This window comes from Kitasatospora sp. NPDC059795, from assembly GCF_042732175.1.
GTDB lineage: Bacteria > Actinomycetota > Actinomycetes > Streptomycetales > Streptomycetaceae > Kitasatospora.
Genome location: NZ_JBHWID010000008.1, coordinates 128,625 through 148,460, shown reverse-complemented (window position 1 = coordinate 148,460; position 19,836 = coordinate 128,625). Strand labels below are relative to the sequence as shown.

Sequence of the window (19,836 nt, the reverse complement as noted above, 5' to 3'; positions counted from 1 at the left end):
TCGTCCACGCCCCCATTCTGACGTGCCCGGGCACCCCCTCGTCCGGCCCGGATGCCGGACCGCCGTAGGAGCCGGTAGCCTCGCGCGGCAAAGGTGCTGTGACGGGCGGGAGTGAGCGGTGGCCGGGCAGGTTGTGTTCAGGGACGCGATGGGGCGGGAGCTGACCGAGGAGGATCTGGCCGGGGTGACCGGCCGGGTGAGCTGGGAGCCGGCGGGCGGCGGGGACGTGCCGGAGCGGGCGCGGGAGCTGCACCGGCGGGGGCGGGAGGCCGGGGAGCGGGGCGAGTACGAGGAGGCGCTGGCACTGCTGGAGCAGGCGCAGGACCTGGCGCCGAACTGGCCGCACCCCTCGTACGACGCCGCGTTCACGGTGCTGCTGCAGGGGGACGCCGCGCGGGCCGAGGAGTTGTACGCGGGGGTCGACCGGCTCGCGCCGCGCGGGTTCTTCACCTGCAAGACGACGTTGGACCTGCTGCGCCGCGAGCTTCGCGGCGAGCTGTTCGACGGCTTCAGCCGGGCCTTCGTGCAGCTGGAGTGGGTGGAGGATCCGGCGCAGAAGCGCGGGCTGCTGCTGGGCATCGCCGAGCGCTACCCCGAACTCCCGCAGGCCTGGAAGGAGTTGGCCCCGCTGCTGGCCGACCCGGACGAACAGGCGGAGGCCGTGGAACGCGGTCTGGCCGCCGGGCCGGATCCGGAGACGCTGGGCCTGCTGCTGATCAACAAGGCGCTGCTGCTCCAGCACAGCGACCTGCGCGCGGCGGTCGGCATCCTCGGTTCGCTGGCGCTCGACCCGGACTCCACGCTCGGCGCCGAGACCATGGCCAAGATCGTGCTGGCCCAACTGGCGGGCCACCCCCGGCCGTCCGCCGCGCCGTAGGGCCTGCCCTAAAACGCGGTGCGCCGCACGCGGGGCAGCGGATAGGTTCGCGGGATGACTTCGACCGAGACCCAGCGCCGCCCCGTGCCCTACGACGACAGCGGCGAACTCGACACCGCCCTGGCCTTCCTGACGTTCGCGCGCGAGTGCGTGGTGAAGAAGACCGAGGGCCTGACGGAGGAGGAGCTGCGCCGCGTCCTGGTCGGCACGGGGACCAACCTGCTGGGCCTGGTGCAGCACCTGACGGCGGCCGAGCGGTACTGGTTCGGGTACCACGTGGCGGGCCAGGAGGCGTACCAGGACGTCGACTTCGACATGGCCGTCCCGGCGGACGTCACCGCCGAGCAGGTGCTGGGCGCCTACCGGGAGGCGATCGCCGCCGCCGACAAGGTGATCCGGGAGTCCGCCGACCTGTCCCGCCCGGTGGCCGTGCCCGTCCCCGACGGGCCGAAGTCGGTGCGCTGGGTGATGGCCCACATGACGAGCGAGACCGCCCGGCACGCCGGTCACGCCGACATCCTGCGCGAGCAGATCGACGGCGCGACCGGCCGGTAGCGGAGATCGGCCGGCAGCCGAGTCCGGCCGGGAAGCGGCTCAGGCGGTGGCGGCGGCCGCGGCCCGGCCCGCCGTCCGCCCGGTGAAGAGGCACCCGCCCAGGAAGGTGCCCTCCAGCGAGCGGTAGCCGTGGATGCCGCCGCCGCCGAACCCGGCCGCCTCGCCGGCCGCGTAGAGGCCGTCCAGCACCGTGCCGTCGGGCCGCAGCGCGCGGGAGTCGAGGTCGGTGTGCAGGCCGCCGAGCGACTTGCGGGTGAGGATGTGCAGCCGGACGGCGATCAGCGGTCCGGCCGCCGGGTCGAGCAGCCGGTGCGGGGCGGCGGTGCGGATCAGCTTGTCGCCGAGGTAGCGCCGGGCCCCGTGGATCGCGGTGATCTGGAGGTCCTTGGCGAACGGGTTGGCGATCTCCCGGTCCCGGGCCTCGATCTCGCGGCGCAGCGCGTCGGCGTCGATCGCGGGCGCGGCGCCCTGTCGTTCGTTCATGCCGCGGACGAGTTCCTCCACGGTGGAGGCGATCACGAAGTCCGCGCCGTGCTGCTTGAACGCCTCGACCGGCCCGGACGCCCCGGGCAGTGCCCGCCCGAGCACGCCTCGGATCGAACGCCCCGTCAGGTCGGGGTTCTGTTCGGAGCCGGAGAGCGCGAACTCCTTCTCGATGATCTTCTGGGTGAGCACGAACCAGGTGTGCTGGTGCCCGGTGCGCATGATGTGGTCGAGGGTGCCGAGGGTGTCGAAGCCGGGGAACAGCGGGACGGGCAGCCGGGCGCCGGTGGCGTCGAGCCAGAGCGAGGACGGGCCGGGCAGGATGCGGATGCCGTGCTTCGCCCAGATCGGGTTCCAGTTCTCGATGCCCTCGGTGTAGTGCCACATCCGGTCGCCGTTGACGAGTCCGGCGCCGGCGGCGGAGGCGACGTCCAGCATCAGGCCGTCGACGTGCGCGGGGACGCCGGAGAGCATCCGCTCGGGCGGGGTGCCGAGCCGGGCGGGCCAGGCGGCGCGGACCTTGTCGTGGTTGCCGCCGATGCCGCCGGAGGCGACGACCACGGCCTGGGCGCGGAGTTCGAAGTGCCCGGCGACCTCGCGGGAGCTGGCTTCGCCGCGCTGGACGGCGGACGGCGCGAGGATCTCGCCGGTGACGGTGTCGAGCGAACCGCCGCTCGCGGCGAGGCCGGTGACGCGGTGTCGGAAGCGCAGGGTGACCCGTCCGGCCTTCACGGCGTCGCGGACCCGGCGGGCGAACGGTGCGACCAGGCCGGGCCCGGTGCCCCAGGTGATGTGGAAGCGCGGGACGGAGTTGCCGGGCCCGCTGGCCAGCAGTCCGCCGCGTTCGGCCCAGCCGACCACCGGGAACAGCCGCACGCCCATCGCGCGCAGCCAGGCCCGCTTCTCGCCGGCCGCGAAGTCGACGTACGCCTCGGCCCAGCGGCGCGCCCAGGCGTCCTCGTCGCGGTCGAACCCGGCGGTGCCGAGCCAGTCCTGCCAGGCGAGTTCGCGGGAGTCCTTGATCCGCATCCGGCGCTGTTCGGGCGAGTCGACCAGGAAGAGTCCGCCGAACGACCAGTGCGCCTGGCCGCCGAGCGAGCCGGCGGGTTCCTGGTCGAGCAGGATGACGCGCCGTCCGGCGTCGGCGAGTTCGGCGGTGGCGGCCAGGCCGGCCAGTCCGGCTCCGATCACGATGACGTCGGCGTCGAGGGCCATCCGAGATCCTTCCCAAAGACAGTGATCCCCGATCCTGCGGCCGACCCCGCCGCCCGGTCAACCCGCCGGTAACAAAAGGCCCCCGCCCCGCCGCGGACGCGGCAGGACGGGGGCCGGGGAGAGGCCGTCAGGGCTTGACGCGGACCACCTGCGGGTCGTGGTCGGAGGCCTGCGCGGCGAACTCGCTGTTGATGTGCACCACGTCGTAGCGGACGTGCTGCTGCTTGAACGCGGGGCTGACCAGGATGTGGTCGAGCACCTGCGAGTTGCCCTGGTAGACGTACGAGTAGCGCTCGCTCGCGGGCAGGTCGTTCACCAGGTCGCGGAGCACGCCGCCCTTGGTGAGGGTCTTCATCGCGGGCGAGAACTGGTAGTCGTTGAAGTCGCCGAGCGAGACGATCCGGGCGTCCGGGTCGGCGGCCTCCAGCTTGGCGACGAAGGCGCGCTCGACCTCGGCCTGCTTCTGCCGCTGCACCTCGGAGCTGCGGTTCGGGGCCTGGAAGCGGCTGTCGATGCCCTGGTCGCCGCCCTTGCTGTTGAAGTGGTTGGCGATCACGAAGACCGGCTTGTTGTGGAAGCTGAACTGGCCGACCAGCGGCTTGCGGCTGCTGGCCCAGGCCTCGTTGTTCGGGTCGATGCGGCCGGGCGAGGCGGTCAGCGAGGTGCGCTTGCCGGTGCCGGTGACGTCGACGGCGGTGGTGGAGTCGCCGCCGGCGATGTCGGTGAAGGACACCCGGTCGGGGTTGAACAGGAAGACCTGGCGGATGTTGCCGCCGGGCTGGCCGCCGTCCTTGTCGTTCACCGGGTCGACGGAGCGCCAGTCGTAGGCGGGGCCGCCGGCGGCCTTGACCGCGTCGATGAACTTCTGCACGGTGACCGAGGCGTCCACGGTGCCGTCGTCGACGGCGCCGCTGTTGTCCTGGATCTCCTCCAGGGTGACGATGTCGGGCGAGCGCAGGTTGGTGACGACGGCCTGGGCGAGCTCGGTGTACTTGGCGTCGGCGTCGCCGGGGGCGAGGTTCTCCACGTTGTAGGTGGCGATGGAGAGTTCGCTGGGCAGCGCCCGGTCGGCGACCTCGCGCTTCAGGCCGTTGTCCTGGACGGTGCCGACGGTGTTCGCGGCGATGGTGTAGCCGCCGAACTGGTTGTAGTCGAGCGGGCCGGCGGTGGAGCCGGTCAGCCGGTCGCCGACGTTGGCGACCGGGAACGGGTGCTCGGTCAGCGGCGGCAGCGACTGGATCATGATCCGGCCGTTGTTCGGCTTGTCGTAGCCGAGGTAGACCACGCCGCCGCGGTTGGTCCGCCGGTCGGCCGAACTGGCGTCCACCCACAACTCGTTGTACTTGTCGGTGGCCTGCACCACCGGCACGTCGCGGACCTCGACGTTCATGCCCTCCAGCGACTCGTACAGGTCGAGGGCGTACGTGGACGGGTCCAGCGGCAGGTTGTCGATCGAGCCGCCGGCGGCGTCCGGGGCGTACCCGGCGGGGATCTTGGCGGCGTCCAGCACCACGGGGGCGGGCACGGCGTTGTCGGAGGACAGCACGGTGACCTTCGGGCCGGTCAGCTCGGTGACGGACTGCGAGCCGCCGGAGCTGTTCGGGTAGTACTCGCTCACCTTGGCGGTGACCAGCACCGAGTCGCCGACCTTGACGGTCGGGTTGGCGGAGCCGGTGTAGACGAACACGGCCTCGCTGGTGGCCGGGTTGTCGTCCGGGGTGGGGTCCTGGATCCAGAAGCCCTTGGTGCCGTAGCCGCGCACGCCGGTGACGATGCCGGGCACGTTGGTGACGGTCTTGGTGTTCAGCGGCGATATCCGGGTGGTGCCCTGGATGTCGTGGATGCGCACGTCGCCGGGGACGGGCGGGGTGGTGCCGCCGTCGCCGCCGCCGGGGGTGCCGCCGCCGGTGCCCGCGCCCTTGGAGTTGACCGGGGTCGGGTCGCCCGCGGTGAAGTCCTTGGCGTTGTCGTCGGTGTCGGCGAGCGAGGAACCGCGTGCGACCGAGGCGGAGTTGGACGCGCCCGCGGCCGGGCCGCTGCCCTCGCGGACCACGGCGGTGCCGAAGCCGACCAGGTCGACGATCCGCGGGTCGGCGGCGCAGTCGGCGGCGGTCTTGCAGGTCAGCGGGGCGGTGCCGTTGACCAGCGCGACGGTGCCGGAGGTGGCGGACAGCGCCAGGCTGCCGCTGGCGTCGGCCGCCGGGAGGTCCGCGGTGCCGCCGGCGCCGGGCGCCTCGGCGATCAGGTAGCGGCCGCCGGCCGGGACGGAGCCGTTCAGCGGGGTGACGCCCCACTGGGTGGTGGCGCCGGGGCTGCCGGGCAGGTACTGCACGCTGAAGCCGGACAGGCCGAAGGCGGCGCCGGTCGGGTTGCCGAGCTCAATGAAGTCGTTCTTCAGCGTCGCGCCGGAGTTGCCGCCGCCGCCGTACACCTCGGCGATCACCGCTCCGGTGGACGGCGCGGCGAACGCGCCCGGCAGCGGGACGAGGACCAGGGACGCGGCGACCGCGGCCGGCGCGGTGACGCGCAGCAGGGTGCGGCGGGAGCGGCGGGCGGGGGTGGGGCTGGGCACCGTTGCGGGGCTCCTTCGGGGCAGGACCATGGCCCGGTCGCCGTCAGTGGGGGCGCCGGGTGGCATCGAGGGTTCGTCAGAAGGCTGACCGCCAGGGCCGGTCCGGTCTGCCGGGCGGGTCCTTGATGGCTGATCAGGTGGATCCGGATCAGAAAGATACGCGCGTAGAAGTTGACCCGACAAGGTCCCGGGCGTGAACTTCTCGCCACCTGGCCGGAACGTTCCTCCCCCGAATTCCGGATCTTCCATCCCTGGACATGCCAAAAGGGGCACCCACCGGGTGCCCCTTTCCGCGCTGCGACGCCTCGCGGGTCGGGACTGCTCGCGCAGGCCCGCCTCGCGGTCAGGACTGCTCGCGCAGCCCCGCCGACCACTTCTGTTCGACCTTGCCGAACTTCCAGAACGCCATCGCGGCGGCCCAGGTGACCACGAACAGGCCGACGATCACGTAGCCGACCAGGTTGAGGTCGAGCGAGCCGATCCAGCCGATCGGGCCGCTGGTGATGTCCAGCTTCTCGGCCAGCAGGCCGACCAGCTCGATCACGCCGATCACCAGCGCCACCAGCACCGACAGGCCGGTGACGGTCAGGTTGTAGTAGATCTTGCGGACCGGCTTGGAGAACGCCCACTCGTAGGCGAAGTTCATGAACGAGCCGTCGATGGTGTCCAGCAGGCTCATGCCCGCCGCGAACAGGATCGGCAGCACCAGCAGCGCGTACCAGGGCAGCGAGAACGCGGCCGCGCCGCCGGCCAGCACCAGCAGCGAGACCTCGGTGGCGGTGTCGAAGCCGAGGCCGAACAGCAGGCCCACCGGGTACATGTGCCACGGCTTGGTGACGGCCCGGGTGACGCGGCCGAGGATCCGGTTCAGGAAGCCCCGCTTGTCGAGCTGGCGCTCCAGCTCGGCCTCGTCGAAGTCGCCCTGCCGCATCCGCCGGAACACCTTCAGGATGCCGTTGAACGCGCCCAGGTTGATCAGGCCGATCAGCACCAGGAAGGTGCCGGAGACGGTGACGCCGATCAGGCCGGTCGCCTGGTGCAGCGTCGACCCGTCGGACTCCACCTGCCCGGCCAGCGAGCGGATGCCGAACGCCAGCAGCGCACACAGGCCGAAGACGATCGAGGAGTGCCCGAGCGAGAACCAGAAGCCCACCGACAGCGGGCGCTTGCCCTGGCCCATCAGCTTGCGGGTGGTGTTGTCGATGGCGGCGATGTGGTCGGCGTCGAAGGCGTGCCGCATGCCGAGGGTGTACGCCGTCAGACCCATGCCGGCGCCGAACACCTGGCCGCCGACGTCGTAGTGCTTCGGGGCGATCACCGCCAGCAGCGTGAACCACCCGACCACGTGCAGGGCGAGGACGAACGCGGCCATTCCGGCCAGCCGGATCCACTCCTCGCGGGTGAGCCGGTCGCGCAGACGGCTGGGGGCTGGCATGGGATGTCCTTCCGGGAGGGTGGTGAGCCGCATCATCCTTCCGTCGATCCGCCCGCAATTGCAAGTCATATGCAACTGAGAGCCAGGGGCGCACGCCGTCGCGACCGCCGCCGCCCCCGACCGGCCTCCGCGACGCCTTCCAATCCGACTGATCGGAAAGCTTCCTGACGGTTCGTGGGCCGAAATCCTTGACCCGGGCGATTGGTCCAGTCCAATCTAGGTGACGCGCTCACCCCAAGCGCACAGGCTCCCACCTGGGCCCGCCGGGCCGCCGCACCTACCGGACAACCCCACTACTCCGGAGGTTCCTCCATGCTTGAACGGGCCACGCCCGCCCTCGGGTCGACCACGCGCCGGGCCCCCTCCCGGCGCCGCGCCGGCGCCCTCGTGGTGGCCGCCGCCATGACCGTCGGCTCCACCGCACTCGCGCTCTCGCTCGGCAGCGCCTCGGCGGCCACCGTCAACCTGCTCGCCAACGGCGACTTCGAGACCGGCTCGCTCAGCGGCTGGACCTGCACCAGCGGCTCGGTCGTCAACACCGGTGCGCACGGCGGCACTTACGCACTGAACGGCAACGCGACCGCCGGCGACACCGGCCAGTGCCAGCAGACCGTCACCGTCCAGCCGAACACCAAGTACACCCTGGCGGGCTGGCTCAAGGGCAACTACGTCTACCTGGGCGCCACCGGAACCGGCGTCAACGCCTCCACCTGGACCCCCGGCGCGTCCAACTGGACCCAGTTGAGCACCACCTTCACCACCGGTGCGAGCACCACCTCGGTGACGGTCTTCACCCACGGCTGGTACGGGGCCGGCGCCTACCAGGCCGACGACCTCAGCCTGACCGGGCCCGACAACGGCGGCTCCCCGAGTCCGTCCACCTCCGCGAGCAGCTCCACCTCGGCCAGCCCCTCGCAGAGCACCTCCCCCAGCCCGTCCACCTCCACCTCCTCCTCGCCCTCGCCGTCCCCGAGCTCCAGCTCCGGCAGCGGCAACGGCCCCACCGGCGACGGCAAGATCACCGTCCCGGGCGGGGTGGCGGTCGGCAAGGCCACCTCCAACGCCGTGGTGCTGAAGTGGAACGCCTCGACCGACTCCACCGACAACTACGTCGGCTACAAGGTCTGGTCGAAGGGCCAGCTGGTCGGCACCTCGATGGGCACCTCCGTCGCGATCTCCTCGCTGCTGCCGAACACCTCGTACACCTTCACCGTCCAGGCGTACGACAAGGCCGGCCACGCCTCCCAGCAGTCGAACGCGGTGACCGTCTCCACCACCGCCGCGCCCGCCACCGCCAAGCCGTACAAGTCCGCCTACTTCGACCAGTGGTCGGTGTACGACGCCGCCTACTACCCGAAGAACGTCGACACCTCCGGCGCGGCCGGCAAGCTCGACGTCATCTCCTACGCGTTCGAGAACATCCACCCGACCAACCTCAACTGCTTCGAGGCCGTCAAGGCCTCCGACGCCAGCCACGAGGACAACCCGAACGCGGGCGACGGCGCGGCCGACGCCTACGCCGACTACCAGATGGACTACAGCGGCGCCATCTCCGTCGACGGCACCTCCGACGACTGGCAGCAGCCGCTGAAGGGCAACTTCAACCAGCTGCGCCAGCTCAAGGCGAAGAACCCCAACCTGCGGGTCACCCTGTCGCTCGGCGGCTGGACCTACTCCAAGTACTTCTCCGACGCGGCGGCCACCGACGCCTCGCGCAAGAAGCTGGTCTCCTCCTGCATCGACATGTTCCTCAAGGGCAACCTGCCGACCGGTGTCGCCGGTGATGCCTCCGGCGGCGCGGCCAGCGCCGCGGGCATCTTCGACGGCATCGACATCGACTGGGAGTACCCGGGCTCGGCCGGCGGCCACACCGGCAACCACTACTCCGCGGCCGACAAGCAGAACTTCACCGCGCTGCTCGCCGAGTTCCGCAGCCAGCTCGACGCGTACGGCGCCGGCGTCGGCAAGAAGTTCCTGCTCACCGCGGCCCTGCCGTCCGGCCAGGACAAGATCCAGTACGTCGAGACCGACAAGATCGGCGCGTACCTGGACTACGCCGACGTCATGACCTACGACATGCACGGCTCCTGGGACGCCACCGGCCCGACCAACCTCCAGGACCCGCTGCACGACAGCCCCGCCGACCCCACCACGCCGATCACCCCCGGCACCGCCAAGTACAACGTGGACACCACGCTCGCGGCCTACACCACCGGCCTCCCCGAGTACGGCATCACCGGCGGCTTCCCCGCCAACAAGATCATCCTCGGCATCCCGTTCTACTTCCGCGGCTGGACGGGCGTGACCGCCGGCAGCAACTACGGCCTCTACCAGAAGGCCACCGGCGCCACCCCCGCCAAGCCCGGCAGCCAGGAAGCCGGCCTCGCCAGCTGGCGCGAACTCACGCTGACCGCCCAGAACACCCACTGGGACCCGATCACCGAGTCCACCTGGGTCTACGACGGCACCAACTTCTGGACCGGCGACGACCCCAAGGCCATCCAGGCCCGCGCGGCCTACGCCAAGTCCAAGGGCCTCGGCGGCATGTTCGCCTTCGCCCTGGAGAACGACGACAACAACAGCACCCTGCTCAACACCATCTACAACAGCCTCGGTTGACCGCCTGTCACATAGTGTACTGACGGCTCGCCGCATCTTCCCCATGGGTGCGGCGGGCCGTCGCCATGCTCAGCCCTGCTCAGCCTCGCTGAGCGAGCAACAGCCGGGCGCCCTCCCGCAGTCGGCCGTCGGACTCGTCGCACAGGACCCGGCGTTCCGAGGCCGCCCACTGCGCCACCACCTCCCGCGCCCCGGGCGGCAACGGCTCGCCGATCCGCCGCAGCGTCGCCAGCGCGAACGCGCCGACCGGCATCGCAACGAGCAGCTCGGCCAGCACGGGAACGGTTCGCCCGGTGTCGCCGGTGATCCGCCACAGCGCCTCCGCGGCGTGCGCCCGGTGCCACTCGTACGCGTCCGTGAGCCGGCCCTCCACCAGCGGCACCAGCGGCAGCCCGACCGGGCCGAGCAGGGCCGCATCCGCCAGGCACCAGCCGTCGCCGGCGAGGCGGTCGGCGAGCAGCCGCAGCGCGGGCCCCGGATCCGCTCCGAGCCGGGCGGCGGCAACGGCTGCGGCGGGCGCGACATCCCGGTCGTTCCCGGTCGCCAACTCGCCCAGCACGCCGATCAGTTCCTGGTCTTCGAGCCCTGTACCGCCGAGCATCCGCGCCACCTTCTCGTCCGGCCGGGCCCGCAGCAGTGCGAGCAGCTCGGGCAACAGCGGCGCCGCGTCCTGCGGGGTGAGTGCGTCAAGCACCCGGGCCGCTTCGACGTGCACCCCACCGCAGCCGGCGCATCGGCGCGGCGTCAGTGCCCGGCGCCGCAGGTCGAGGTCGGCGGTGCGGGCGGCCAGCGCGTCGAGCGCGCCCGGATGGGGCGCGGGAGCGGCGGCGAGCAACCGGCGCTCGCCGGCCCGGCCGAGCGCGAGTTGGGCCGCCCGGGAGACCTGCAGCTCGGGGTCGGCGACGAACGGCAGCACCGCCGCGCCGACCGGGGCGGGGTCGGGGCAGTCCGCGACCCACCGGGCCAGCGCCTCCAGCACGTACAACTGCCCGGACCGCTCGCCCTGGTGCGGCAGTGCGGCGACCAACAGGGCGACGGCCTCCGCCTCCCGGTCCCGCCAGGTGCGGGCCAGTCGCGCGGCCAGCCACGAGCCGTGCCCGTCGCGGTCGCGAGCCGCGATCCAGGCCGCCGCGACCGTCCGGGTGGCCCCGGCGTCCCGGCCCAGTACGTCCCACACCCTTTCCCTGACGCTGCCGCAGGCGAAGGCGGGGTCCGTACCGTCCGTGGCCAGGACGTGCACCAGCCGTGCCGGGTACGGGAGTTCCGCGTTCGCCAGCAGGCCGAGTGCGGCGGTGGCCCGGACGGCCGGCTCAAGGTCGTCCAGCGCCGCCCGCAACCGTCCGCCCGGGTCGGCGTCGAGAAGGCTCAGCGCCGTCAACGCCGCGGCCCGCACCCGGGCGGACGGGTCGTCCCGGTGGCACGCCGCGAGCGCTTCCCGCGCGGGCGGCAGCGCGTCCCCGCTCGCCCACCGCGCCACCTGCACCGCCCGGCGGCGCACCTCGGGCTCCTCGTCCCGCAACAGGTGCAGCAGGCCGGGCAGTTCGGCGCCGACCCGGACCGCTCCCGCCTCCGCCCGGTCGGCCGTGCTCGCCAGGAACCTCAGCATCTCGTCGCGCCGGTGGGTGGCGTGCACGCTCGCGTGAGCCAGGTACGGAACGGCGGCGACGCTCACCGGATACAGCAGCCGCCGACCCAGCACCTGGCAGAACAGTTCCTCCAGCGCCTCCCCGACCACCGCCGCGTCCTCGTCGTACAACTCCCGGATCACGTCCGAGACGTCGGTGACGTCCCCGTACGGATGCTCCAGCAACGGCCAGTCGACCAGGTGCAGGTCCGCAGGTGTCCTCACGACCGCCGGACCTTACCGTGTCGGCCCTGCCCGGCGAGCAGTAGCCGGGCCTCCTCGCGGAGTGCGGTGTCCGGATGTCCGATCCAGCTGTGCGCGTTCAGCACCCGGCGTTCCGCGCCCGCCCACTCGGCGACCTTCGCCCGGACATCCGGCGGGAGCGGCGCGCCGGTCTGTCGCAGGGTCTTCAGCACGGACGGGTCTGTTCGGCCGTCCCGGACGAGGGCGGTGAGCGTCGTCACGACTCCGGCCGGGTCGCCGGTGATCTGCCACAGCGTCGTGGCCGCGCGGCCGCGCCGCTCCGGGCTGCCGTCGGTCAGGTGGCGCTCCACCGAGGGGGCCAGTGGTGCCCCGAGCGGTCCGAGCAGGGCCGCCTCCGACAGGGAGCCGCCGTCGTGTTCCAGCCGCTCGGCGAGCAGGCGCAGCGCGGGTGCGGGGTCGGCGCCGAGCCGGGCGGCGGCAACGGCGGCGGCGGACGCCAGGGCCTGGTCGGCGGAGCTCGTCAACTCGACCAGCAGGTCGGTCAGTTCGGGGCGGGCGAGGCCGGTCCCGCCGATCGCGCGGGCCAGGTCCGGACTCGGGGATTCGCGCAGCAGGGCAGTCAGTTCCGGCAGCAGCCCGGCGGCGGCCTCCGGCGTGAGCGACTCGATCACCTCCGCTGCCCTGCTGTGCAGGTGCCGGCCGTGTCTGCACGGCTGGGGGCGCAGGGCCCGGCGGTGGATCGCGGGGTCGTCGGTGCGGGCGGCCAACGCGGCCAGCGCGTCGCCGGCGGGTTCGGCGACGGCGGTGAGCAGCCGCGAGTCGCCGACCCGTCCCAGTACCAGCTGTGCGCTCGTGGCCACCCAGCTGTCGGGGTGGGTGACGTGCGGCAGCACGGCCTCCGCCACCGCGTCGGGATCGGCGTGGTACCCGGCCCAGCGCTCGATGGAGTTGATCACCTGCTGGAGGACGTACGGGTCTCGCTGCTGCGGCACGGCGGCTGTGAGCAGCGTGACGGCCTCGACCTCCCACCCGCGCCACCCCATGACCAGCTCCACGGCCCGGCGGCTGCCGCGCCCCTCGTGGTCACCGGCCGCGATCCAGGCGGCGGCCACCGCCCGGACGGTCTCGGCGTCCTGCTCCCGCAGCAGCGACGCCACCCGTTCCTCGGTGCTGCCGACGCCGTGGAAGAACTCGTGGGCCGACATGGCGAAGTCGGGGTCCCCGCCGTCCGCCGACAGCACGGCCAGCAGCTCGGCCGGCCAAGGGGCGCCGGCGCTCTCCATCAGGCCGAGCGCAGCGGTGGCCCGGACGGCGGGCGCGCGGTCGGCGAGTGCGGCGCGAAGCCGCTCGTCCCGGCGGGGAGCGAGGCGGCTGAGCACCTCCAGCGCCTCGGCCCGCACCCGGTCCGACGGGTCGTCGCGATGGCAGGCGGCCAGCGCGTCCAGGGCGGGCGGCAGACTGTCCCCGGCCGCCCAGCGCGCCACTCGCACGGTCTCCCGGCGCACCTCGGGGTCCTCGTCCCGTACAAGGTGCAGCAGGCCGGGCAGCTCGTCGGCGACCCGAATGCCCTCCATCACCTCGTCCTCGAAGAACTGCCCGTAGTCGTCGCGCCCGGCGTTGGCCAGGAACGCCAGCATGGTGCGGCGGTGGTGAACGGCGTGCAGGGCGGCGTGCGCCAGGTACGGCACTGCCATCACGCTCGCCGGGTACACCGATCCCTGGTGCAGGAGACGGTGGAACAGCTCGCCCAGTGCCTTGCCTACCACCGCCGCGTCCTCGTCGTACAGCGCGCGGATCAGATCGGCGACGTCCGCGCCGTGGCCCAGGGATGCCCAGTCGACCAGGTGCAGGTCCTCAGGTGTTCTCACGGGCCGGAGGGTAGCCGGGAGCTCCGACAAGGCAAGGGAATTGGCATGCCCTTGGGCGGGGCTTGGCAAACCCGGGAGGCCGCTGGGAGGCGGCTGTGAGGATGATGAATCCGTACCTTACGATCATCGGGTGCCGAGCCTGACCGGAGTCCCGATCCAGATCATCGCCAGCCTGCTGGCCGTCGCCGCCTTCGCGGCCACCCTGTGGCTGTGGCCCCGGCTGGGTGGGCGGAGCTGGCGGGCCTGGCTGGGGCGGTTGGGGGCGTTCTTCGGGACGCAGATCGCGGTGCTGGCCGCGATGGGCCTGGTCGCGAACTCGTACTTCGGCTTCTACTCGACGTGGAGCGACCTGCTCGGCCTGGACGGCCGGCCGGGCACCGTGGTGGACCACCAGCCGGGCGGCAAGGCGATCTCGGTGACCGGCGAGCAGAAGATGTACTCCTCGCAGGGTTCCGCGCAGGACCGTTCCGGCATGATCCAGAAGGTCGAGATCCACGGCGAGCACTCCGGCCTGACCGGCACCCCCGCGTACGTGTACCTGCCGCCGCAGTACTTCCAGCCGGCCTACGCGGGCACCAAGTTCCCGATGCTGCTCGCGCTGTCCGGTTACCCGGGCACGCCGGAGAAGCTGATCTCGCTGCTCCAGTACCCGGCGTCGACGCTGAAGGCGATCGAGGCCAAGGAGATGCCGCCGACGGTGCTGGTGATGATGCGGCCCACCCTGGTCGCCAACCGCGACACCGAGTGCATGGACGTCCCGAACGGCCCGCAGGCGGAGACCTTCTTCACCGAGGACCTGCCGAAGGCGATGTCCACCGCCTACCGGATCGACGACCGGCCCGAGGCGCGGGCGGTGATCGGCGACTCCACCGGCGGCTACTGCGCCGTCAAGTTCGCGGTGCGCAAGCCCGACTCGTACCGTGCGGCGATCGCCCTGTCCGGCTACTACGAGGTCCACAACGACCCGACCACCGGCGACCTGTTCGGCGGCAGCGCCGACGTCAAGCAGGACAACGACCTGCTGTGGCGGCTCCAGAACAAGCCCGCGCCGCCGGTCTCACTGCTGCTGGCCACCAGCCGCAACGAGGAGAACTACCCGGCGACGCAGCAGATGATCGGCGCGTTCAAGGCCCCGACCCAGGTGTCCACCATCACCCTCGACACCGGCGGCCACAACTTCCACACCTGGACCCGCGAGATCCCCCCGGCCCTCACCTGGCTCGGCGGCCGACTCCCCCAGCCGCAGCCGGTGCCCGCCAGCTGACCACCTGTCGGCCATCCGTCCGGAATGGGCGGCCGCGGAGAACACAGCGCCCTCATAGTCGGGTCTCATCGAGTTCTCAGGCTCGCCACCCAGCGTGTCCCCCATGACCACGCCCAGTTCCGTTCCTCCGACCAGCGAGCCGTGGCCCGACGCCGCGAACCACCCGCCGCCGGCGGTCCCGGCCGATGCCGCCGCCGACGCCGCCGCGTCCGGCCCGACCGTCTGGCCGGCCACGCCGCCCGCCGACGCCGGGCGCGAGCGGCCCGCTGAGACGCTGTTCCCGTCCGTCGCGCTGCCGCCCGTCGGCCCCAAGGGCCCGGCGACCTGGGCCGCCCGACTGCGCACCCTGCCCGGACGGGCCTGGCGCGGGCGCGAGGACGACCCGCGGTGGGTACGGCCGGCGTTCCTGGGGCTGCTGCTGGCCACCGCCGTCCTGTACTTCTGGAACCTGACCGCCTCCGGCTGGGCCAACGCCTTCTACACGGCGGCCGTGCAGGCCGGCAGCGTCAGCTGGAAGGCGATGTTCTTCGGGTCCTCGGACGCGGCGAACTTCATCACCGTCGACAAGCCGCCGCTGTCGCTGTGGCCGATGGCGCTCTCCGCCCGCGTCTTCGGACTGAGCTCGTTCAGCGTGCTGGCCCCGCAGGTGCTGATGGGCGTCGGCACGGTCGCCGCCGTGTACGCCACGGTGCGACGCCGGTTCTCCGCGCTCGGCGGCCTGGTCGCGGGCGCGGCGCTGGCGCTGACCCCGGTCGCGGCGCTGATGTTCCGCTTCAACAACCCGGACGCGCTGCTGGTGCTGCTGCTGACACTGGCCGCGTACGGCACCGTCCGGGCCACCGAGACGGCGTCCACCCGCTGGCTGATGTTCGTGGGCGTGATGTTCGGACTGGCGTTCCTCACCAAGACCCTGCAGGCGTTCCTGGTGCTGCCCGCGTTCGCCCTGGTGTACCTGTTCGCCGCGCCCACCGGCTGGGGCCGCCGCTGGCTGCAACTGCTGTACGGCGCCCTGGCGATGGTGGTCGCCGGCGGCTGGTGGGTGGCGATCGTCGAGCTGATGCCGGCCTCCGCCCGCCCGTACATCGGCGGCTCGCAGGACAACTCCTTCCTCTCCCTCACCTTCGGCTACAACGGCTTCGGCCGGATCACCGGCAACGAGACCGGCAGCGTCGGCGGCGGCGGAAACCGGATGGGCGGCGGCGGTGGCGGCGGCATGTGGGGCTCCACCGGCCCGACCCGGCTGTTCGACGGCGACATCGGCGGCCAGATCGCCTGGCTGATGCCCGCCGCGCTGATCCTCATGGTGTTCGGCCTGTGGGCGACCCGCCGCTACGCCCGCACCGACTCGGCCCGGATCGCGTTCCTGGTCTGGGGCGGCTGGCTGGTGTGCACCGCGCTGACCTTCAGCTTCATGTCCGGCATCTTCCACCAGTACTACACGGTGGCCCTCGTCCCGGCGGTCGCCGCCCTGGTCGGCATGGGCGTGGACGGCCTGTGGCGGGTCCGCCACCGGCTGCCGTACGCGGCGGTGCTCGCCGTCACGATCGCCGTCACCTCCTGGTGGGCGTACCAACTGCTGGGCCGCAGCGCCGAGTTCGTGCCGTGGCTGCGCTGGGCCGTGCTGGTCGGCGGGCTGCTCGCCGCCGTCGCCCTGCTCGCCGCGGGACGGCTCACCGGACCCACCGGCGGCCGGATCGCCACCGTGGCCGGCCTCACCGCGCTGGCGGCGGGCCTGGCCGGGCCGACCGCGTACGCCCTCGACACCGTCTCCACCGGCCACAGCGGCTCCATCGTCACCGCCGGGCCGGCCGTCAAGGGCGGCGGCTTCGGCCCCGGCGGCGGTCGCGGCGGCACGATGCGCGGCACGTTCCCGGGCTTCCCGGGCGGCCAGGGTGGCCAGGGCGGGAACGGCAACGCCCCCGCTTTCCCGGGCGGCGGCCAGAACGGCGGCACCGGCAACGGCTTCCCGGGCGGCGGTGTCCCCGGCGGCCAGAACGGCACCTTCCCCGGCAACGGCTTCCCGGGCGGCGGCACCGGCCTTCCCGGCACCGGCGCCGCCACCGGCGAGGACGGCCGCACCGGCCGCGGCGGCATGGGCGGCGCCTTCGGCGGCGGCATGGGCGGCCTGCTGGAGGGCGCGAAGGTCTCCTCCGAGGTCGCGGACCTGCTGAAGCAGGACGCCGACAAGTACACCTGGGTCGCCGCCGCGGTCGGCTCGCAGAACCAGGCGAGCTACCAACTGGCCGGCGGCGAACCGGTGATGGCGCTCGGCGGCTTCAACGGCAGCGACCCCTCGCTCTCCCTCGACGGCTTCAAGCAGCTGGTCGCCGAGGGCAAGGTGCACTGGTTCATCGGCGGCGGCGGCATGGGCGGCCGCAGCATGGGCGGCTCCACCTACTCCTCGGAGATCGCCTCCTGGGTGGAGTCCACCTACACCGCGAAGACGGTCGGCAGCACCACCCTGTACGACCTGACAGCCGCACCCAAGACCACCACCGGCTGACCCCCACAACGCCCGAGGCCGTTCGGCTCCCCTTCCCCCAGGGGGCTCCGAACGGCCTCAGGTCATCCAGTGGGCGCAACGATCGACGCAGCGGTGATCAGCCGCCGCACAGCGACAGCATGGTCTTCTTGTCCGCGGGCGTCACCGGCAGCTGGTACTTCAGCGAGACCTGCGCCCAGCGGATCGCGTACGAGCAGTGCACCTCGGTGTTGGCGGGCAGCCAACTGGCGGGGCCGGAGTCGCCCTTGGAGGCGTTCTGCGAGCCGTCCGCCGGGATCAGGTTCAGCGGGTCGTTGGCGATCTGCACGCGCTTGCCCTTCTCCCACTGGGAGGCGCCCTGCTGCCAGTCGTAGGACAGCGGCATCACGTGGTCGATCTGTATCTTCGACGCCTGCTGCTTGCTCCAGTCCACGGTCTTGCCGGTGTACGGGTCCCAGATCGTCATGCCGGTGACGACGCACTGCGAGCCGTCCTTGTGCTCCAGCTTCTGCCCGTCCCGGGCCAGCATGTCGTCGCGGGTGCTGCAGCTGTTGTGGCCCATCGGGACGCCGTCCACGTTGTCCGTCCAGGCCGGGCCGAACTGGTCGCGGTCGTAGCCGGTCTTCGGGCCGGCGTCGGCGGTCTTCACCTTGGCGATCAGGTCCCGTCCGGCCTTGCGGTCCGCCTCGCTGCTGACGGGCGCCAGGCCGGGCTTGGTGCCGTCCGGGTTCTCCAGCGGGCTGGTGCCCTTGGCGGCCGTCTGGGGCTGGGACTTGGAGCTGCTGCCGCTCGACGGCTTCTTCCCTGTGTCGGCGGTGCACCCGGCGAGTGCGAGCGATCCGAGCAGCAGGGTGGCGACTATGGCGGTACGGCGGGATCGCACGGTATTCCTCTGTGGGTGGGCGACTCTGACGGCCCACCAGAAGACCAGCCGGTCAAACCCCGGTCAAGGCGGCCACGCCGCAGCATGACACACCTCACAATCCGGGCAAAACCACGACCGGTACGAACCACCCGCGCGCCCGCCCCACCGGGCAGACTGGCCGCATGAGCGAACTGCTGGTGCCGGCCCTGGTGTTGGCGGCGGGCGGCGGGTCCCGGCTGGGCGGACGGCCGAAGGCGCTGCTGCCGTACCGGGGCCGTCCGCTGCTGGAACACGCGCTGGCGGCGGCCCGGGACGGCGGCTGTGACGGAACGGTGGCGGTCCTGGGAGCGGCGGCGGAGGAGGTCCGGGAGCGCGTCGACACCGGCGACTGCGTGCTGGTCGACAACCCGGACTGGCGTACGGGGTTGTCCTCCTCGCTGCGGACGGGCCTGGCCGCCCTGCCCGAGGGCGCGAGCGCCGTGCTGGTGCTGCTGGTGGACACCCCGGGCGTCACGGCGGAGGCGGTGCGCCGACTGCTGGCCGTGCACGCCGGGCGCACGGATCTCGCGGCGTGCGCCTATGCCGGCCGCCGGGCGCATCCGGTGCTGATCGGCGCTGCGCACTTCCCCGAGCTGCTGGCCACCTCCACCGGCGACGCGGGCGCGCGCGTCCTGCTGGCCAACCGTCCGGTGACGCCGGTGGACTGCACCGGCGTGGCCGTCCCCGACGACCTGGACACCCCGGCGGACCTGGCCCGCTGGGACATTCACTGACTGGCCGTCAGGTTTCCCGCACCTTTTCCCCGCCTCAACTGCACTGGAGGATTACCTCATTCCGCACCGGCCCGGGGCCGGATCCGCGAGGATGGACGGGATCGTTGCCAGCCCGACCGAAACGGACGGTGACCGCCCATGCCGCTGCCCGAGGACGCCGCAGACCCGGCCCGGTTCTCCCCGGGGTCGCCGTCGGGGGCCAGCGAACTGCGCTGCCCGGCCTGCCGTCGTGAGCACCGTTACGAGCCACCGAGCCTGCCCTGCCCGTGCGGCGCGCAGCTGCGGGTGCCACTGCTGCGCGGCGGGGTGCCGGTGCAGGTGCGGTTCCGCTCCTGGGAGGACTCCTGGGTGAGCATGCGCTGCCCGCACTGCGGACGCAACGACCAGTGGCCGCAGCCGGAGTTCACCTGCGACTGCGGGGCGACGGTGCGGATGCCGGTGGACCGGGCGCCGAAGCTGCAGAGCGCGGGCCCGCGGACGACCCGTCCGGCGGAGGCGGCGCGCCCGTACACCACGGCGGTGCCGCCGCTCGCCCCGCCGGAGCCGGCCGCGGGCCCGGGTCCGGCCCGGGCGCTGCGTCCGCCGTTCCGTCCGCGGCCGGTGCGCACCCCACAGGACGCGGTGCTGACGGCGGCCCGCTACTTGCAGTGGCTGGGCTTCGAGGACCTGGAGCTGACGTCCGGCCAGGAGCGCGACTCGACCACCCTGCTGGGCGGCCGGATGGTGGCCCGGGTGGACACCTGGTCGGAGCCGGCGGACGTCAAGGCGGTGGAGTGCCTGTGGTTGGAGACGCTGCACGGCGAGCAGGTCGCGGCGGCGATGTTCACCGTGTCCGGCTACTCCCGGCAGGCCACGGTGCGCGGTGAACAACTGCTGGTCGCGCTGTTCACGTTGGACGCGGCGGGCATCCCGCAGCCCTCGAACGGCGCCGCCGAGGCACTGATGGAGACCGGCTGGACGTCCTGACGCGCCGTCACTCCCACGTCACCCGGAAGCATGC

Annotated in this window: 13 protein-coding genes; 7 read left to right on the top strand and 6 right to left on the bottom strand. The window is 72.7% G+C overall.

Features of this window, described 5'->3' with window-relative positions:
* Positions 1-118 precede the first annotated feature (118 nt).
* Positions 119-877, top strand: a complete 759-nt coding sequence (locus ACFV4P_RS18295) for a hypothetical protein (RefSeq protein WP_380472260.1) — start codon at positions 119-121, stop codon at positions 875-877.
* 54 nt (positions 878-931) lie between these two features.
* Positions 932-1,432 carry a DinB family protein gene (locus ACFV4P_RS18290; RefSeq protein ID WP_380472258.1) on the top strand — a complete coding sequence of 167 codons (501 nt, stop codon included), beginning with the start codon at positions 932-934 and terminating at the stop codon, positions 1,430-1,432.
* Between the two features lie 39 nt (positions 1,433-1,471).
* Here the strand turns inward: ACFV4P_RS18290 and ACFV4P_RS18285 are convergent, their stop codons facing one another.
* The 3 genes from ACFV4P_RS18285 to ACFV4P_RS18275 all read right to left on the bottom strand — a co-directional run bounded on the left by ACFV4P_RS18285 (position 1,472) and on the right by ACFV4P_RS18275 (position 7,137).
* The gene (locus ACFV4P_RS18285) at positions 1,472-3,130 is read right to left on the bottom strand and encodes an FAD-binding dehydrogenase (protein ID WP_380472256.1); all 1,659 of its coding nucleotides are present in this window, start codon (positions 3,128-3,130) and stop codon (positions 1,472-1,474) included.
* A gap of 127 nt (positions 3,131-3,257) precedes the next feature.
* Complete coding sequence (locus ACFV4P_RS18280; RefSeq protein ID WP_380472254.1) at positions 3,258-5,702, bottom strand: endonuclease/exonuclease/phosphatase family protein; 2,445 nt, start codon at positions 5,700-5,702, stop codon at positions 3,258-3,260.
* A 343-nt stretch (positions 5,703-6,045) separates the two neighbouring features.
* Entirely contained in the window at positions 6,046-7,137 is a 1,092-nt protein-coding gene (locus ACFV4P_RS18275) for a HoxN/HupN/NixA family nickel/cobalt transporter (protein ID WP_380472252.1), read from the bottom strand.
* 312 nt (positions 7,138-7,449) lie between these two features.
* Between ACFV4P_RS18275 and ACFV4P_RS18270 the strand changes: the two genes are divergently transcribed.
* Positions 7,450-9,756, top strand: coding sequence for a glycosyl hydrolase family 18 protein (locus ACFV4P_RS18270; protein WP_380472250.1), 2,307 nt, complete (start codon positions 7,450-7,452; stop codon positions 9,754-9,756).
* Positions 9,757-9,835: 79 nt separating this feature from the next.
* Here ACFV4P_RS18270 and ACFV4P_RS18265 read toward each other — a convergent pair whose 3' ends face one another.
* Both ACFV4P_RS18265 and ACFV4P_RS18260 read right to left on the bottom strand, forming a co-directional pair.
* The gene (locus tag ACFV4P_RS18265) at positions 9,836-11,605 is read right to left on the bottom strand and encodes a hypothetical protein (protein ID WP_380472248.1); all 1,770 of its coding nucleotides are present in this window, start codon (positions 11,603-11,605) and stop codon (positions 9,836-9,838) included.
* On the bottom strand, positions 11,602-13,452 hold the full coding sequence (locus ACFV4P_RS18260; protein WP_380472246.1) for a HEAT repeat domain-containing protein: 1,851 nt from the start codon (positions 13,450-13,452) through the stop codon (positions 11,602-11,604). The genes ACFV4P_RS18265 and ACFV4P_RS18260 overlap by 4 nt, the downstream gene beginning before the upstream one ends.
* A gap of 130 nt (positions 13,453-13,582) precedes the next feature.
* Between ACFV4P_RS18260 and ACFV4P_RS18255 the strand changes: the two genes are divergently transcribed.
* Together ACFV4P_RS18255 and ACFV4P_RS18250 are read left to right on the top strand one after the other, a co-directional pair.
* Positions 13,583-14,716: an alpha/beta hydrolase gene (locus ACFV4P_RS18255; RefSeq protein ID WP_380472244.1), complete on the top strand. Its 1,134-nt coding sequence runs from the start codon at positions 13,583-13,585 to the stop codon at positions 14,714-14,716.
* A gap of 103 nt (positions 14,717-14,819) precedes the next feature.
* Positions 14,820-17,219, top strand: a complete 2,400-nt coding sequence (locus ACFV4P_RS18250; RefSeq protein WP_380472242.1) for an ArnT family glycosyltransferase — start codon at positions 14,820-14,822, stop codon at positions 17,217-17,219.
* 97 nt (positions 17,220-17,316) lie between these two features.
* Here the strand turns inward: ACFV4P_RS18250 and ACFV4P_RS18245 are convergent, their stop codons facing one another.
* Positions 17,317-18,081 (bottom strand): HNH endonuclease family protein, encoded by a 765-nt coding sequence (locus ACFV4P_RS18245; protein WP_380472240.1) that lies wholly within the window; start codon positions 18,079-18,081, stop codon positions 17,317-17,319.
* 164 nt (positions 18,082-18,245) lie between these two features.
* Between ACFV4P_RS18245 and ACFV4P_RS18240 the strand changes: the two genes are divergently transcribed.
* Both ACFV4P_RS18240 and ACFV4P_RS18235 read left to right on the top strand, forming a co-directional pair.
* Positions 18,246-18,836 carry an NTP transferase domain-containing protein gene (locus ACFV4P_RS18240; protein WP_380472238.1) on the top strand — a complete coding sequence of 197 codons (591 nt, stop codon included), beginning with the start codon at positions 18,246-18,248 and terminating at the stop codon, positions 18,834-18,836.
* A gap of 138 nt (positions 18,837-18,974) precedes the next feature.
* On the top strand, positions 18,975-19,802 hold the full coding sequence (locus ACFV4P_RS18235) for a hypothetical protein (RefSeq protein WP_073813467.1): 828 nt from the start codon (positions 18,975-18,977) through the stop codon (positions 19,800-19,802).
* Positions 19,803-19,836: the final 34 nt, after the last annotated feature.

Excerpts from the sequence above, each read along its gene's own strand:
- ACFV4P_RS18270 (WP_380472250.1), top strand. The coding sequence starts at position 7,450 with ATGCTTGAACGGGCCACGCCCGCCCTCGGGTCGACCACGCGCCGGGCC.
- ACFV4P_RS18250 (WP_380472242.1), top strand. The coding sequence starts at position 14,820 with ATGACCACGCCCAGTTCCGTTCCTCCGACCAGCGAGCCGTGGCCCGAC.
- ACFV4P_RS18285 (WP_380472256.1), bottom strand. The coding sequence starts at position 3,130 with ATGGCCCTCGACGCCGACGTCATCGTGATCGGAGCCGGACTGGCCGGC.
- ACFV4P_RS18290 (WP_380472258.1), top strand. The coding sequence starts at position 932 with ATGACTTCGACCGAGACCCAGCGCCGCCCCGTGCCCTACGACGACAGC.
- ACFV4P_RS18240 (WP_380472238.1), top strand. The coding sequence starts at position 18,246 with ATGAGCGAACTGCTGGTGCCGGCCCTGGTGTTGGCGGCGGGCGGCGGG.
- ACFV4P_RS18235 (WP_073813467.1), top strand. The coding sequence starts at position 18,975 with ATGCCGCTGCCCGAGGACGCCGCAGACCCGGCCCGGTTCTCCCCGGGG.
- ACFV4P_RS18275 (WP_380472252.1), bottom strand. The coding sequence starts at position 7,137 with ATGCCAGCCCCCAGCCGTCTGCGCGACCGGCTCACCCGCGAGGAGTGG.